The following is a 15,051-nucleotide window of genomic DNA, read 5'->3' on the forward strand; positions in this document are numbered from 1 at the left end:
AATGACGATCAGCCGGGCCGTCTGCATCATGGCGTTGGCTTATGGTGTTGTTGCTGAGAGCGATCAGGCGCGGGCGCAACAGCAGGGAGGGCCGCCGGCGGTCGGCGTGATCGAAGCGACCAAGCGCCCGTTCACGGAATCCAACGAGTTCCTGGGCCGCATTGAGGCCACCAACCGCGTCAACGTGGTCGCGCGCGTGACCGCCTTCCTCGACAAGCGAACATTTGCCGAAGGCGCCGAGGTGAAGGAGGGCGACGTGCTCTATCAGCTCGAGCGCGGCCCGTTCGAGGCGGATCTCGAAGCCAAGCAGGCGCAGGTGGCGCAGCTGCAGGCGACGCTGGTCAATGCCAAGCTGACCACCGAACGCGCGAGGACGCTGCTCGGCGGCCCGGCCGGTCAGCAATCCACCTATGACGCGGCGGTTGCCAACCAGCAAAGCCTGGAGGCGCAGGTCAAGGCGGCCCAGGCGCAGGTCGATCTCTCCAAGATCAATCTCGATTACACCGAGATTCGTTCGCCGATCAACGGCAAGATCGGCCGCACCGCCGTCACCGAAGGCAACGTCGTCAGCCCCAGCTCCGGCGTGCTGACGACGATCGTGAGCCAGGATCCGATGTATGTCACGTTCCCGGTGTCGGTGCGCGAAGCGGTGGCGCTGCGGCAGCGCTATGTTCCCCGCGGCGGCTTCAAGGCCGTCGTGATCCGGCTTCGTTTGCCTGACGGGCGCATGTACGGCGTGACGGGCGAGCTGAATTTCGTCAACAACACGATCGCGCAGAACACCGACACGATCATGCTGCGCGGCACGATCCCCAATCCGCCGTTGAAGGAGCAGTCGAGCGACCAGGATACGCTGCGCGAGCTCACGGACAACGAATTCGTCACGGTGTCGCTCGAAGGCGTCGAGCCGGTCCAATTCCTGGCGATTCCGCGCTCCGCCGTGCTGTCGGATCAGCAGGGCGAATTTGTCTTCGTTCTCGGCGCCGACAACAAGGCGGAGCAGCGCCGGATCTCGCTTGGACAATCGACGGCGACCATCGCCGCAGTGACCAGCGGACTCTCGGAAGGCGACAAGGTGATCGTCGAAGGCTTGCAGCGGGTGCGGCCGGGTGAGGTGGTGTCGCCAGGCCCGGCAAGTGCACTCATCCAATCCGTCATGACCAACAGCAGCGACACCGCCGCGTCGAAAAACCGCGGCGGCCTTGGTCCGAAGCCTGCGGGCGCCACGCCATGATCTCCTCCGTCTTCGTCGATCGTCCGCGCCTCGCCATCGTCATCGCCTTCGTCATCACGATCGCGGGCGCGCTCGCGCTGCTGCAGATCCCGGTGGCGCAATTCCCCGATATCGTGCCGCCGCAGGTCACCGTCACCGCCAACTTCCCCGGCGCGTCGGCCGCGGTGGTGGAATCGAGCGTGGCCCAGCCGCTGGAAGCGCAGGTCGTCGGCGTCGACAAGATGCTCTACATGAAGTCGACCAGCGGCAATGACGGCAGCTACACGCTCACCGTCTCGTTCGCGCTCGGCACCAATCCCGACATCAACACCGTCAATGTCAACAACCGGGTGCAGACCGCGCTCTCGCAACTGCCGACCGAGGTGCAGGCGCAAGGCCTGACCGTCCAGAAGAAGTCCTCGGCGGTCCTGCAATTCATCGTGCTCTACAGCAAGACCGGCGAGCAGGATCCGCTGTTCATCACCAACTACGCCATCATCAACGTGCTCGACGCGATCTCGCGCACGCCAGGTGTCGGCCAGGCCTCGCTGTTCGCACGGCTGAACTACTCGATGCGGATCTGGTTCGATACGCAGCGGCTGACCAGCCTCAATCTGGCGCCGTCGGACGTGGTCGCCGCGATCCGCGCCCAGAGCGTGCAGGCGCCGGTCGGCCGCATCGGCGCCCGTCCGATCTCCGACGACCAGCAGTTCCAGTTCAACGTGCAGACGCAAGGACGTCTGACGACCTCAGAGCAGTTCGGCAATATCGTGCTGCGCGCCAATCCGGACGGCTCGGTGCTGCGGATCAAGGACGTCGCGCATGTCGAGATCGGCGCCCAGAATATGGACAGCGAATCGCGGATCGACGGCCAGCCCGGCGTGCCGATGGGCATCTATCTCGCGCCCGGCGCCAATGCGGTGACGACCGCCAAGGCCGTGCAGGCGACGCTCGCCAATCTGTCGCAGCGATTTCCGCCCGGGCTGTCCTACCTGGTGCAATACGATTCCACGACCTTCGTCAGCGACACGATCAGGGAAGTGCTGAAGACGCTGGGCGAGGCCTTCGTGCTGGTCGTGATCGTGGTGTTCCTGTTCCTCGGCAATCTCCGCGCCACGGTGATCCCCGCCGTCGCGGTGCCGGTCAGCCTGATCGGCACCTTCGCGATCCTGCTGATGCTCGGCTATTCGGCCAACACGGTGTCGCTGCTCGCCATGGTGCTTGCGATCGGCATCGTGGTCGACGATGCCATCGTGGTGGTCGAGAACGTCGAGCGCGTGATGGAGGAAGAGCCGGAGTTGTCGCCGGCCGATGCCACCAAGAAGGCGATGGCGCAGATCACTGCGCCGATCATCGCGATCTCGCTGGTGCTGCTATCGGTGTTCGTGCCGATCGCGTTCATTCCCGGCATCTCGGGAACGCTGTTCCGGCAGTTCGCTGTCACGATCAGCGCGGCCATGGTGATCTCGGCATTGAACGCGCTGACCTTGTCGCCGGCGCTCTGTGCGGTGTTCTTGCGGCATGGCGGCCCGCGCCGCGGCATCATGGGACGGGTGCTCGGCGGCATCGACTGGGTGCGCGATCGCTACGCAGGCATGGTGCGGCGGCTGGTGCGCCTCGCGGTGCTGTCGCTGGTGGCGGTGCTGGTGTTCGCGGGCGGCGTGTTCGGCGTCTCGCGGATCACGCCGACCGGCTTCCTGCCGGAGGAAGACCAGGGCGCGTTCTTCATCGCGGTGCAACTTCCCGACGGAGCCTCGGTGGAACGCACCAGCGAGGTGACGAAGCAGGTCGAAGCCTTACTCAAGAAGATGCCGCAGATCGATCATGTGCTGTCGATCATCGGTTTCTCGCTGCTCGACGGCGGCAACGAGCCGAATTCGGCCTTCATGGTCGCGCGCATGAAGCCGTTCGAGGACCGGCGCGCGGCGACCGATTCCGTGCAGGCGACAATCAAGCAGACCTTTGGTGCCGGCGCGCAGATCCGGCAGGCCAACGTCCTGCCGTTTAATTTGCCGCCGATCATCGGACTCTCGACCTCAGGCGGTTTCGAATATCAGCTCAACGCGCTGGAAGGGCAGGATCCGGTCGCGCTCGGCAGCGTGATGGGCGGACTGGTCGCCGCCGCCAACCGCGATCCGCGGCTGACGCGCGTGTTCTCGACCTTCACCGCGACCAATCCGTCGATCTATCTCGATATTGATCGGGCCAAGGCGCAGGCGCTGGGCCTTGGCATCAGCGACGTCTTTACGGCTTTGCAGGCGACGCTGGGCGGCATCTATGTCAACAACTTCAACCTGTTTGGCCGCACCTGGCAGGTGAATGTGCAGGGCGAGGCCGACAACCGCGCCGATATTTCCGATATCTGGCAGATCTATGTGCGCAACAGTTCGGGCGAGATGGTCCCGCTGCGCTCGATCGCAGACTTGCGGATCGTGACCGGCCCGCAAGTGATCACGCGCTACAACAACTACCGCTCGGTGACCATCAACGGCGGGCCTGCACCCGGCGTCTCGTCAGGGGCTGCGATCGCGGCTATGGCGGAGCTGTCGAAAGCGACCTTGCCGGCCGGCTATGCTTTTGAATGGACTGGCACCGCCTATCAGGAGCAGGCGGCGTCCGGCCAGACCGGCATCATTCTCGCGCTGGCCGTGCTATTCGCCTATCTTTTCCTGGTCGCGCTGTACGAGAGCTGGACCATACCGATTCCCGTGCTGCTCTCGGTCGTGGTGGGCGTGCTCGGCTCCTATGCCGCCATCAACCTCGCCGGCCTGAACCTCAATCTCTACGGCCAGATCGGCCTCGTGGTGCTGATCGCGCTCGCCGCCAAGAACGGCATTCTCATCGTCGAGTTCGCCAAGGAGCAGCGGGAAGCCGGACGATCGATCACCGAGGCCGCGGTACTCGGATCGCAGATGCGCTTCCGTGCGGTCATGATGACGTCGATCGCGTTCATTCTGGGTCTGGTGCCGCTGGTGTTCGCAACCGGCGCGGCCGAGATCAGCCGCCGCTCGGTCGGAACCGCGGTGTTTGGCGGCATGCTGGCCGCCAGCTCGATCGGCATTTTCATGGTGCCGATGCTCTATGTCATCTTCCAGCGCTGGCGCGAGGGCGCCAAGGCTCGTTTCGGCCGAAAGCCTCGTACTGCCGCTGGGGAGCCCGGATAGCAGGAGAGGGCAGGGCCGCGCGAGGGAGGAACGAAGGTGGTCGCCGGAACGGCGACGCGTGGCGCCGCCTTGTCGCACTGCGCAAAGTGCCTTGACCAACGCAGAGCGGCCACACTATCAGTTTGCCCAGACAATGCCATAAAGCCTGGGAGGTAAGCGCGTGCGGACGTTTTTCGTCATCAAGGGCCTGATTGGATGGACGGCCATGGCCGCGATTGCTTTCGCGACAGCCGCGCAGGCCGATGATCTCAAGATTGCTTTGATCTACGGCAAGACCGGGCCGCTGGAGGCCTATGCCAAGCAGACCGAGACCGGCCTGCGCATGGGCTTCGAGTATGCCACCAAGGGCACGATGAGCGTCGACGGGCGCAAGATCGTTATCATCGCCAAGGATGATCAGGGCAAGCCGGATCTGTCGAAGTCGGCGCTGTCGGAAGCCTATCAGGACGACAATGCCGACATCGCGATCGGCACCACGTCATCGGCCGCGGCGCTGGCAGACCTGCCCGTTGCCGAAGAGAACAAGAAGATCCTGATCGTCGAGCCGGCTGTTGCCGACCAGATTACCGGCGAGAAGTGGAATCGCTACATCTTTCGCACCGCGCGTAACTCGTCACAGGACGCGATCTCGAACGCGGTTGCGATCGGCAAGCCCGGCGTCACGGTCGCGACACTGGCGCAGGACTATGCCTTCGGCCGTGACGGCGTCGCCGCGTTCAAGGAAGCGCTGGCCAAGACCGGCGCGACCCTGGCGGCCGAAGAATACGTCCCGACCACGACCACCGACTTCACCGCGGTCGGCCAGCGCCTGTTCGATGCGCTGAAGGACAAGCCCGGCAAGAAAGTCATCTGGGTGGTGTGGGCTGGGGCCGGCGATCCCTTGACCAAGCTGCAGGACATGGATCCCAAGCGTTACGGCATCGAGCTCTCGACCGGCGGCAACATCCTGCCGGCGCTCGCGGCCTACAAGCGGCTGCCGGGCATGGAAGGCGCAACCTATTATTACTACGATATCCCGAAGAACCCGGTGAACGACTGGCTGGTATCGGAGCATCAAAAGCGTTTCAACGCGCCGCCGGACTTCTTCACCGCCGGCGGCTTCTCCGCCGCGATGGCCGTGGTCGCCGCCGTGACCAAGGCCAAATCGACCGACACCGAGAAACTGATCAGCGCCATGGAAGGCATGGAGTTCGACACGCCGAAGGGCAAGATGATCTTCCGCAAGGAGGATCACCAGGCGTTGCAGAGCATGTATCACTTCCGCGTCAAGGTCGATCCGAATCTCGCCTGGGCCGTCAACGAGCCGGTCAGCGAGATCAAGATCGAGGACATGAACGTCCCGATCAGGAACAAGCGGTGAGATCATCACTGCTAGCGAGTTAGGGATGCAAAATCTCGAAGAGATCGATACGAAGCTGTCATCCCGAAGGTGGTGCGCTCCCTCTCCCCGTTCTTCACGGGGGCGCGACGAGCTTCGCTCGCGCTGGGAGGGTTGGGGTGAGGGGCAAACGCACGAGCGGTGCTCGCCGAGACACCTGTACCCCCTCACCCGATCGCTTCGCGATCGACCTCTCCCCGCAAGCGGGGAGAGGTTAGGGACACCGCAGCTCCATCGAACTTCCTGATCAGCGTCCGCATGCCGCTCTCGCTTGAAACCCGCGATCTGACCATCCGCTTTGGCGGCCACGTCGCCGTGAACGGTGTCAGCTGCAGCTTCCGTCCCGGCGAGCTCACCGCCATCGTCGGTCCCAACGGGGCCGGCAAGACCACCTATTTCAACTTGATCTCAGGGCAGCTCCGCGCGACATCGGGCGCGATCCTGTTCAATGGTGCCGATATCACCGCGCTGTCGGCGCCGATGCGCACGCGGGCCGGCCTTGGCCGCGCGTTCCAGCTCACCAACCTGTTTCCGAATCTGAGCGTGGAGGAGAATGTTCGCCTTGCGGTGCAGGCGCAAAGCGGCGTGCATTACGACCTGCTGCGGCCGTGGATGGCGCGCAGAGATCTGATCAACCGGGCCGACGCCATCCTCGATAAGGTCGCGCTGGGCGGACGCCGCGCGGTTGCCGCCACCACGCTGTCCCATGGCGACCAGCGCAAGCTCGAGGTCGCGCTGATAATGGCGCTGGAGCCGCAAGTCTTCATGTTCGATGAGCCGACCGCCGGCATGAGCATCGACGAGGTGCCGGTCGTGCTCGATCTCATCGCCCAGCTCAAGCAGGATACAAGCAAGATCATCCTGCTGGTCGAGCACAAGATGGACGTGGTGCGTTCGCTGGCCGACCGCATCATCGTGCTGCATAACGGCCAGCTCGTTGCCGACGGCAAGCCTGCCGAGGTGATCGCCTCACAGGTCGTGCAGGAGGCCTATCTCGGCGTGCCCGCTGGCAGGAGCGCCGCATGAGCGCGCTGCTGACGCTGTCAGGCGTTCACACCCATATCGGCCGCTACCATGTTCTGCAAGGCGTCGATTTCGACGTGCCGCAAGGCCAGACCACGATGCTGCTCGGGCGCAACGGCGCCGGCAAGACCACGACGCTGCGCACCATCATGGGGCTGTGGCAGGCGTCATCAGGCACGATCACGCTTGGCGGCGATCGCATCGAGCAGCACGCGACGCCCGATGTGGCCCGGCTCGGCGTCGGCTATGTGCCGGAAAGCATGGCGGTGTTTTCCGACCTCACGGTGAAGGAAAACCTGATCCTTGCTGCCCGCAACGGTCCGCTCGACGACACCCAGCTCAGCTGGATCTTCGGCTTCTTTCCGGCGCTGAAGAAGTTCTGGCTGTCGCGCGCCGGCTCCCTGTCCGGCGGCCAGAAACAGATGCTGTCGATTGCCCGCGCCATCGTCGAGCCGCGCAGGCTGCTTTTGATCGACGAGCCGACCAAGGGCCTGGCGCCTGCGATCGTGATGGCGCTCATCGAGTGCCTCAAGGAAATCAAGCGCCGGGGCGCCACGATCCTCCTGGTCGAGCAGAATTTCCATGCCGCGCGCGAGCTCGGCGATACCGTGCTGGTGATGGACAACGGCACCATCGTCCATCGCGGAGAGATGGCGGCGCTCGCCGCCGATGTGCCGCTGCAGGAGCGTCTGCTGGGGCTGAGCCTGGAGCAGCATCAGTGATCGACCTCGCCGCTTCCGACGTATTGCCGAAGCCGAAGCGTGATCTCGCGCCATTGCTGCTGCCGCTCGTGCTCGCGCTGTTGATGATCCCGCTGATCGGCTCGACCAGCTCCTGGGTGACGCTGACGGTAGCAAGCCTCGCAATGGGCATGATGATTTTCATCATGGCATCCGGCCTGACATTGGTGTTCGGCCTGATGGACGTGCTCAATTTCGGCCACGGCGCCTTCATCGCGGTCGGCGCCTATATCGGCACATTGGTGCTGCTGCCGCTGGCGAGCTGGACGCAGGCGGATTCGCTATCCGCCAATCTTGCCGTGCTGGTGCCCGCGGCGGTGCTGTCCATGGCCGTGTCGGCCGCGCTCGGCGTCGTGGTCGAGCGCGTGCTGATCCTGCCGGTCTATGGCCAGCATTTGAAGCAGATCCTCATGACCACCGGCGGCCTGATCGTCGCCGAGCAGGTGCTCTATGCATTGTGGGGACCGCAGATCGTTCCGCTGCCATTGCCGACGGCGCTGCGCGGCTCCTTCATCCTCGGCGACATCGTGATCGCGAAATATCGCATTCTGGCGATGCTGGTCGGCATCGCAGTGTTCGCCGGCATCGTGCTGGTGCTGAACCGCACCAAGATCGGGCTGTTGATTCGCGCCGGCGTCGAGAACCGCGAGATGGTCGAGGCGCTCGGCTATCGCATCCGGCGTCTCTTCCTTGGCGTGTTCATGACGGGTTCGGCGCTGGCGGGTCTCGGCGGGGTGATGTGGGCGCTCTACCGCGAGCAGGTGCATGCCTCGATGGGCGACGAGCTGACCGTGCTGGTCTTCATCGTCGTCATCATCGGCGGTCTCGGTTCGATCACCGGCTGCTTCATCGGCGCCATCCTGGTGGCGATGGTCGCCAATTATGGCGGCTTCCTCGTGCCCAAGCTTGCCCTCGTGTCCAACATCCTGCTGATGGTCGCCATCCTGATGTGGCGGCCGCGCGGCCTCTATGCAGTGACCAGCCGATGATGCTCCTGTCAGGTGATCCTCCGCGCAGCCGCATCCTGTCGGCGCTGCTCATCGTCATCGTGCTGGGGCTGCTGGCGACGCCCTTCATCTTTCCCGGCGCCAAGGCCATGAACGTGGCCGCCAAGATCTGCATCTTCGCGGCGCTCGTCGCCTCCTACGATCTGTTGCTCGGCTACACCGGCTCGGTCTCGTTCGCGCACACGATGTTCTACGGCATCGGCTCCTACGCGATTGCGATTGCGCTCTATGCGCTCGGCGCCAGTTGGGGCGCAGTTGGCGTTGGTGTCGCAGTCGGCGTGCCGCTGGCTCTGCTGCTTGCGCTGGCGATCGGCCTGTTCTCGCTGCGGGTGGAGGCGATCTTCTTCGCTATGATTACGCTCGCGGTGGCCTCCGCCTTCCTGGTGCTGGCCTCGCAACTGTCCTGGTTGACCGGTGGCGAGGATGGCAGGAGCTTTCAGCTTCCCGAGCTGTTGCGGCCCGGCACCGTGTTCATCTCGAAGGACTGGTTCGGCATCGCCATCAACGGCCGGATTCTGACCTATTACATCGTCTTCATCGCCTGCGCGCTGATCATCCTGGCCTTGCTGCGCGTGGTCAATTCGCCGTTCGGCCGGGTGCTGCAGGCGATCCGTGAGAACCGCTTTCGCGCCGAGGCGCTGGGCTATCGCACCGTGTTCCATTTGACCTATGCCAATTGCATTGCGGCCGCGGTTGCGGCGCTCGCCGGCATGCTCAACGCGCTATGGCTGCGCTATGCCGGGCCGGACACCTCGCTGAGCTTTTCGATCATGCTCGATATCCTGCTGATGGTCGTGATCGGTGGCATGGGCACGATCTACGGCGCGCTGATTGGCGCCACGATCTTTCTTCTGGCGGAGAATTACCTGCAGAGCCTGATGGGGATGGCCTCGACTGCTGCGTCCGAGGCCGGCCTGCCGCTGCTGCCTGGGCTGCTGCATCCCGACCGCTGGCTCCTCTGGCTTGGCCTGTTGTTCATCGCCAGCGTGTATTTCTTCCCGACAGGTGTCGTCGGCCGGCTTCGTGGCAAGACGCGCCCGTTGCCGCACCAGCCGGCATCGCCCTCATAAGCGCGCCGGCACTGCACCCAGTAGGAACAGGCCTGAGGTTCCCGAGGCCTGCCGGCAAGGAACCAGGCTTTTCACCGGGCGTTTTTCGCCTTCCTGGAAAGCCTGACCGTGCCGCTGGAAACCGCCTTAGGCAAGCCACACCCAGAACGGCTGGAGCCATAGGTCAGGCTGGACGAGACCATCGCGCACGCATGTCGCGCGACGTGAAGTCTGCTCCATCAAGGGAGGACGCCGATGTGCCGCTGGATTGCCTATCGCGGAGAGACCACCGCATTCGAGCACTACGTCACCGAGCCTGAACATTCGTTGGTGACGCAGAGCTTGCGCGCGCTCGAATCGACCGCCGGCACCAACGGTGATGGGTTCGGCCTTGGCTGGTACGGCCACCATCCGGAGCCCGGATTGTATCGCGAGACGCGTCCGGCCTGGTCCGACGAGAACCTGCGCTATCTCTGCCGTCATCTGCACTCGCATTTGTTCTTTGCCCATGTGCGCGCGGCCACCGGCACCGCCGTGACGCGCCAGAACTGCCATCCATTCGCGTGCGGGCGCTGGCTGTTCATGCATAACGGCTTTGTCGGCAGCTGGAATCGGCTGCGTCGGAAGGTCGAGGCGCTGATTCCGGATCCGCTCTACCCATCGCGACTCGGCACCACGGACTCCGAAGCCGTCTTTCTTGCAATGGTCGGCGCCGGCCTCGAGCAAGATCCGTTGGCCGCGACGCGCAGCGTCCTGCATTCGCTTTGCCGGCTGGTCAACGAAGATGGGCTACACGAGCGGCTGCGCTTCACCTCGGCGCTTTCGAATGGCCACGATCTCTACGCGTTTCGCTTCGCCGAGAACGACAGGGCCAATTCGCTGTATTTCCGCGAGGATGGCGATCAGGTGATCGTCGTCTCCGAGCCCTACGACAAGGAGCCGGACTGGATCGAGGTGCCGCCGAACCAGGTCCTGGTGGCGCGTGCCGCCAAGCGCGCCGAGATTGTTCCACTGTTCCCAGACAATTCTGTCGCCGCCACTCCGGAACGTAAGCGTTCTCAACGGGTTGTTGGGCGCGTTTGATGAACGGGAGCTTGGGTCATCGCCGATGTGCGGCATTTGTGGTGAAGTCAGAACAGATGGACAGGTTTCCTTAGCGACGCTCGAGCGCATCAACGGCGCGATGCAATCGCGCGGGCCCGATGCCGCAGGCGTGTATGCGCAAGGCGGGCTGGCGTTCGGACACCGGCGGCTCAGCATCCTCGATCTGTCGGCCGCTGCTCAGCAGCCGATGCTCGATCCGGACCTCGGGCTCGGCATCGTGTTCAACGGCTGCATCTATAATTTCAAGGAGCTTCGCTCTGAGCTGACGGCGAAGGGCTATCGCTTCTTCTCGCACGGCGACACCGAGGTTATCCTCAAGGCGTATCATGCCTGGGGAACGGGCTGCGTGCGCCGCTTCAAGGGCATGTTTGCCTTCGCGTTGTGGGAGCGCGACAGCGGCCGCGTCGTGCTGGCCCGCGACCGCCTTGGCATCAAACCGCTCTATTACACCGAAGCTCAGGGTCGCTTCCGCTTCGCATCCTCCATGCCTGCGCTGTTGGCCGGCGGCGATGTCGACACCGCGCTCGATCCCGTCGGACTGCACCATTATTTCAGCTTCCATGCCGCTGTTCCGGCGCCGCGCACGGTGCTCCGCGGAGTGAAGAAGCTCGAGCCCGCGACGCTGTTGACCATCGAGCCTGACGGGCGGCAACGGCGCGAGCGCTATTGGAGCTTTGAGGTCGGCGAGTCCCGGCCGGGCGACCGGAGCTTGAGTGAACAGGATTGGGTGGAGGTGCTCAGCGACAGCTTGACGCGGGCCGTGGATCGCCGCCGCGTCGCCGACGTTCCGGTCGGCGTGCTCCTGTCCGGCGGGCTGGATAGTTCTCTGCTGGTGGCGCTGCTGTCCAGGCTTGGACACCACGACATCCGCAGCTTCGCCATCGGGTTCGAGGCCGTCGGGGAGCACGCCGGTGACGAATTTCATTACTCCGACATCGTCGCGAAGACGTTCGCGACCGATCACCAGCAGATCCGCATCCCGCAAGAGCGTGCGCTCGATGCGTTGCCGGGCGCGATCGCCGCGATGTCCGAGCCGATGGTGAGCCACGATGCGGTGGCCTTCTATCTGCTCTCGGCCGAGGTGTCGAAGCACGTCAAGGTGGTGCAGAGCGGGCAGGGGGCCGATGAGGTCTTTGGCGGGTACAGCTGGTATCCCCGTTTTCTCACTTCCAACGACCCGGTTCAGGACTATCAGCGGGCGTATCTCGACTGGCGGCATTCCGATCTCGAGAGGCTGCTTGCGCCCGACCTGGTCGGTGAGGATGAGAGCCTGCAATTCGTCGAGCGGTTCTTCGCCGCCCGCGATGGCGCTTCCGCCATCGACAAGGTGCTGCAGATCGATGCCGAGATCATGATGGTCGACGATCCCGTCAAGCGCGTCGACAACATGACCATGGCATCGGGGCTGGAGGCGCGCGTGCCGTTCCTGGACCATGAGGTGGTCGAACTTGCAGCGCGCATCCCGGCCGACCTGAAGGTGAGGGATGGCGGCAAGTACATCCTGAAGGAGGCCGCGCGGTGCTTGCTGCCTGCTCACGTCATCGATCGCCCCAAGGGCTATTTCCCGGTACCGGCCCTGCGCTATCTGCGCGGACCCTTCCTCGATTTCGTTCGCGGCGTCCTCAGCGCAGAGCCAGCCCGGACACGCGGTCTCTATCGGCGGGATTTCATCGCTCACATGCTCGCACGGCCCGAGGCCGAGATGAGTCCGAAAGGACATTCGCGCCTTTGGCAGGCGGCACTCCTGGAAGCATGGCTGCAGACAAATGGGATTTGACTCCAAGATACTCGAAAGACTTCGCCTCGGCTTGAGTGACGACGAACGGCACCTGGTGATCCGGTCGGCAGCGGGGCGGGATGACGTGACGGAATATTCCTTCGGCATCGAAGAGGAGTATTTCCTCGTCGATGGGCGCACGCGCGACGTGGCGATCCGCACCCCCGACGATCTCTTCGAGGCGGCGAACTGGTCGACCGGCGGACAGGCGATGCGCGAGATGCTGCAGGCCCAGCTCGAGGTTGCGACCAATGTCCATGTCGACATCGAGGACGCACGGCAGGAATTGAAATTCCTACGCCGCGAGGTCGCCAATGTCGCGCATCAATATGGGCTCAGCATCATGGCCTGCGCCACGCATCCGACTGCGGCGTGGCGGCGGTCGCAGCCCAGTGCGAAGCCGCGTTACGCCGAGATGATCGAGGACCTACGTACCGTCGGCCATCGCAACATGCTGTGCGGCATGCACGTGCATGTGAAGCTGCCCGATCCGGAACGACGCTTCGCCGTCATGCGGGCGATGATCCCCTATATTCCGCTGTTCATCGCGCTTTCGACCTCCTCTCCGTTCTGGGATTCGCGCGAGACCGGACTCAAGGGCTATCGGCTCGCCGCCTATGACGAGCTGCCGCGCACCGGGCTTCCCGAACTCTTCACATCGAAGCGCGACTATGACCGCTACGTCGCAGCCCTGGTCAAATCCGGCGTGATGCCGAATGAGAGCCATGTCTGGTGGGCCATGAGGCCGTCATTGCGGCATCCGACATTGGAGCTGCGCGCGCCTGACGTCTGCACGTTAGCCGACGACGCGATCGCGATCGCGGCGCTCTACCGGTCGCTGGCGCGTTATCTGTATCTCAACCCCCAGCGGGCCAGCAGGATCGGAAACGTGGAGCGGGCCATCGCAGTCGAGAACAAATGGCGCGCCCAGCGTTACGGGACCGACTGCACGTTCGTCACCGAAGATGGCCCGATGACGGGGCAGGAGATGCTCCGCCGTGTCATCGAGCAGATCACGCCTCATGCGGAGGAGCTCGGCTGCATCGACGAGCTCGCACGTTGCCAGACCATCATGCATTTCGGCAGTTCGGCGGACCGCCAGCTCGAAGCCTATCGCCAATCCCATGGACAGCTCGCCGCGGTCACGCAGTGGATCGAGGCTGCGAGCTTGTCCAAGGCATCGCCGGCGCCGGTTTTGGCGGGAGCGGCGGAGTGAGACAGCTAACGAGATTCAATTCGATCCGATTGGCGCATTGAAGCTTGGATCGACAGCCCTGGCGACGTCGACCTGCCTGCTCAGGATGCCATAGCGGGTGGCTCGGTCAGAGGCGGCCTGAACCTCCTTCACGACGCCGTCGTCGATCGCGATCGGCGCGGTTCGTTGCGCCTGATAGGCGGCCAGCAGGACGTCCTCGGGCAATCTGGTCAGCTCCGCCGTGTTCTTCGCATATTCGCCGACATGATCGAGTGACCACAGCCGCGCCTTGTTGAGGCGGTTGACGAGGTCCTGCACCGCGGCGCGCTTGGTTGCGATCGCATTGTTGGTCGCTACGATGAAGGTGATCGTCGGCGTCAGCCCGTCGCCATCGGCGATCACCCGTGCATTGTCTTTCAACGTTGCGTAGGAGACATAGGGCTCCCAGACTGCCCATGCATCGATCGAACCTGCGAGCAGCGCGACCTTGGCGTCGACAGGACCGAGCGGGGCAAAGGTTGCCTCGTCGAGTTTGAAGCCGGACTTTTCCAGCGTCGCATCGACCAGGAACTGGCCCCAGCCGCCGCGAGTTCCAGCAATGCGCTTACCCTTCAGATCATCGGCCGATCTGATCGGTGAATCCTGCCGCACCAGGATAGCCTGGGTCTTCGCATTCGAGCGCGTGCCGCCGATCGCCTTGATCGGCGCGCCGCCGGCATAGACGGTGAGGAAGGCGAGGTCTCCGGTGTAGCCGACATCGAGCGAGCCGGCATTCAAGGCTTCGAGAATCGGAGCGGCGGCCGGAAATTCCGCCCATTCGATTTTGTAGGGCAGGTCATGCGCAAATCCGGAAATCTCGAGCAGAGACCGGTTGCCGCCCTTCTGATCGCCGACACGCAGTACGACCTGCTCAGCAGCTTCGCCGGTGCCGCGGCCCGTCATCATAATCGCGACCCCGAGCAACGTCGCATAGAACATGCGCCGGCCGAGCGTTGCCTGTGAAGTGGGGTTGGTCGGGTTCGCCATCGTTCGTTCCTTCGAATTGCCAGCCTATCGCGGCCGCCGTTGTTTGTCGCTTCAGCCTGAGAAACAACGCGGAGATCGTCAATGAAATGGCTGACTGAAATGATGCCGCGATGAATGACGTTCTTATCGTCCATCTCCGCGTCGTGAGAATGAGATGTGCGAGCGCCTACGACAGAGCCGCTTGTTGGTTTGAAAGCGCCATGATGCGGCGCGCGAGTGCGGGATTTGTGAAGGAAATCGTTTCGTCGCAGATCGTCGCGCGCGTGGAGATATTCGTCTGCTGCCGCGCAACATTCGAAAATCCATTTCATTGACGATCGGCAGGTGCGCTCGCATCATTTGTAGACGGTTTCAGGCGGCGTGAGCCGCATCTCA

12 protein-coding genes are annotated in these 15,051 nt (G+C 63.8%); 11 read left to right on the plus strand and 1 reads right to left on the minus strand.

All coding sequences use genetic code 11. From position 1 onward, the window contains the following. The first annotated feature begins 1 nt into the window (after window position 1). The 10 genes from P6U24_RS15505 (at window position 2) to P6U24_RS15550 (ending at window position 13,671) form a co-directional block, all read left to right on the plus strand. Window positions 2–1,234, plus strand: coding sequence for an efflux RND transporter periplasmic adaptor subunit (locus P6U24_RS15505; protein ID WP_407159937.1), 1,233 nt, complete (start codon window positions 2–4; stop codon window positions 1,232–1,234). After that, a complete protein-coding gene (locus tag P6U24_RS15510; RefSeq protein ID WP_407159938.1) occupies window positions 1,231–4,377 on the plus strand; it encodes an efflux RND transporter permease subunit in 3,147 nt (1,048 codons plus the stop codon). Before P6U24_RS15505 ends, P6U24_RS15510 begins: the two co-directional genes overlap by 4 nt. 205 nt (window positions 4,378–4,582) lie before the next feature. Then, window positions 4,583–5,737 (plus strand): substrate-binding domain-containing protein, encoded by a 1,155-nt coding sequence (locus P6U24_RS15515; RefSeq protein WP_407160481.1) that lies wholly within the window; start codon window positions 4,583–4,585, stop codon window positions 5,735–5,737. A 276-nt stretch (window positions 5,738–6,013) separates the two neighbouring features. Further along, window positions 6,014–6,781: an ABC transporter ATP-binding protein gene (locus P6U24_RS15520; protein ID WP_407159939.1), complete on the plus strand. Its 768-nt coding sequence runs from the start codon at window positions 6,014–6,016 to the stop codon at window positions 6,779–6,781. Further along, on the plus strand, window positions 6,778–7,500 hold the full coding sequence (locus P6U24_RS15525) for an ABC transporter ATP-binding protein (protein WP_407159940.1): 723 nt from the start codon (window positions 6,778–6,780) through the stop codon (window positions 7,498–7,500). The genes P6U24_RS15520 and P6U24_RS15525 overlap by 4 nt, the downstream gene beginning before the upstream one ends. Beyond that, on the plus strand, window positions 7,497–8,507 hold the full coding sequence (locus P6U24_RS15530) for a branched-chain amino acid ABC transporter permease (protein WP_407159941.1): 1,011 nt from the start codon (window positions 7,497–7,499) through the stop codon (window positions 8,505–8,507). The genes P6U24_RS15525 and P6U24_RS15530 overlap by 4 nt, the downstream gene beginning before the upstream one ends. Next, a complete protein-coding gene (locus P6U24_RS15535; protein WP_407159942.1) occupies window positions 8,504–9,595 on the plus strand; it encodes a branched-chain amino acid ABC transporter permease in 1,092 nt (363 codons plus the stop codon). The genes P6U24_RS15530 and P6U24_RS15535 overlap by 4 nt, the downstream gene beginning before the upstream one ends. Window positions 9,596–9,829: 234 nt before the next feature. Next, window positions 9,830–10,657 (plus strand): class II glutamine amidotransferase, encoded by an 828-nt coding sequence (locus P6U24_RS15540; protein WP_407159943.1) that lies wholly within the window; start codon window positions 9,830–9,832, stop codon window positions 10,655–10,657. Between the two features lie 25 nt (window positions 10,658–10,682). Then, the gene (locus P6U24_RS15545) at window positions 10,683–12,455 is read left to right on the plus strand and encodes an N-acetylglutaminylglutamine amidotransferase (RefSeq protein ID WP_407159944.1); all 1,773 of its coding nucleotides are present in this window, start codon (window positions 10,683–10,685) and stop codon (window positions 12,453–12,455) included. Continuing rightward, a complete protein-coding gene (locus P6U24_RS15550; RefSeq protein ID WP_407159945.1) occupies window positions 12,445–13,671 on the plus strand; it encodes a carboxylate-amine ligase in 1,227 nt (408 codons plus the stop codon). The genes P6U24_RS15545 and P6U24_RS15550 overlap by 11 nt, the downstream gene beginning before the upstream one ends. Window positions 13,672–13,686: 15 nt before the next feature. On the opposite strand, the gene P6U24_RS15555 is transcribed toward P6U24_RS15550, so the two are convergent. Beyond that, complete coding sequence (locus P6U24_RS15555) at window positions 13,687–14,628, minus strand: ABC transporter substrate-binding protein (RefSeq protein WP_407160482.1); 942 nt, start codon at window positions 14,626–14,628, stop codon at window positions 13,687–13,689. Between the two features lie 158 nt (window positions 14,629–14,786). Between P6U24_RS15555 and P6U24_RS15560 the strand changes: the two genes are divergently transcribed. Further along, window positions 14,787–14,990 carry a hypothetical protein gene (locus tag P6U24_RS15560; RefSeq protein WP_407159946.1) on the plus strand — a complete coding sequence of 68 codons (204 nt, stop codon included), beginning with the start codon at window positions 14,787–14,789 and terminating at the stop codon, window positions 14,988–14,990. Window positions 14,991–15,051: the final 61 nt, after the last annotated feature.

Source organism: Bradyrhizobium sp. STM 3557 (assembly GCF_045571465.1).
Lineage (GTDB): Bacteria > Pseudomonadota > Alphaproteobacteria > Rhizobiales > Xanthobacteraceae > Bradyrhizobium.

Coding starts and splice junctions, on each gene's coding strand:
- P6U24_RS15535 (WP_407159942.1), top strand. CDS start 8,504: ATGATGCTCCTGTCAGGTGATCCTCCGCGCAGCCGCATCCTGTCGGCG.
- P6U24_RS15555 (WP_407160482.1), bottom strand. CDS start 14,628: ATGTTCTATGCGACGTTGCTCGGGGTCGCGATTATGATGACGGGCCGC.
- P6U24_RS15560 (WP_407159946.1), top strand. CDS start 14,787: ATGAATGACGTTCTTATCGTCCATCTCCGCGTCGTGAGAATGAGATGT.
- P6U24_RS15525 (WP_407159940.1), top strand. CDS start 6,778: ATGAGCGCGCTGCTGACGCTGTCAGGCGTTCACACCCATATCGGCCGC.
- P6U24_RS15540 (WP_407159943.1), top strand. CDS start 9,830: ATGTGCCGCTGGATTGCCTATCGCGGAGAGACCACCGCATTCGAGCAC.
- P6U24_RS15550 (WP_407159945.1), top strand. CDS start 12,445: ATGGGATTTGACTCCAAGATACTCGAAAGACTTCGCCTCGGCTTGAGT.
- P6U24_RS15510 (WP_407159938.1), top strand. CDS start 1,231: ATGATCTCCTCCGTCTTCGTCGATCGTCCGCGCCTCGCCATCGTCATC.
- P6U24_RS15545 (WP_407159944.1), top strand. CDS start 10,683: ATGTGCGGCATTTGTGGTGAAGTCAGAACAGATGGACAGGTTTCCTTA.
- P6U24_RS15520 (WP_407159939.1), top strand. CDS start 6,014: ATGCCGCTCTCGCTTGAAACCCGCGATCTGACCATCCGCTTTGGCGGC.
- P6U24_RS15515 (WP_407160481.1), top strand. CDS start 4,583: ATGGCCGCGATTGCTTTCGCGACAGCCGCGCAGGCCGATGATCTCAAG.
- P6U24_RS15505 (WP_407159937.1), top strand. CDS start 2: ATGACGATCAGCCGGGCCGTCTGCATCATGGCGTTGGCTTATGGTGTT.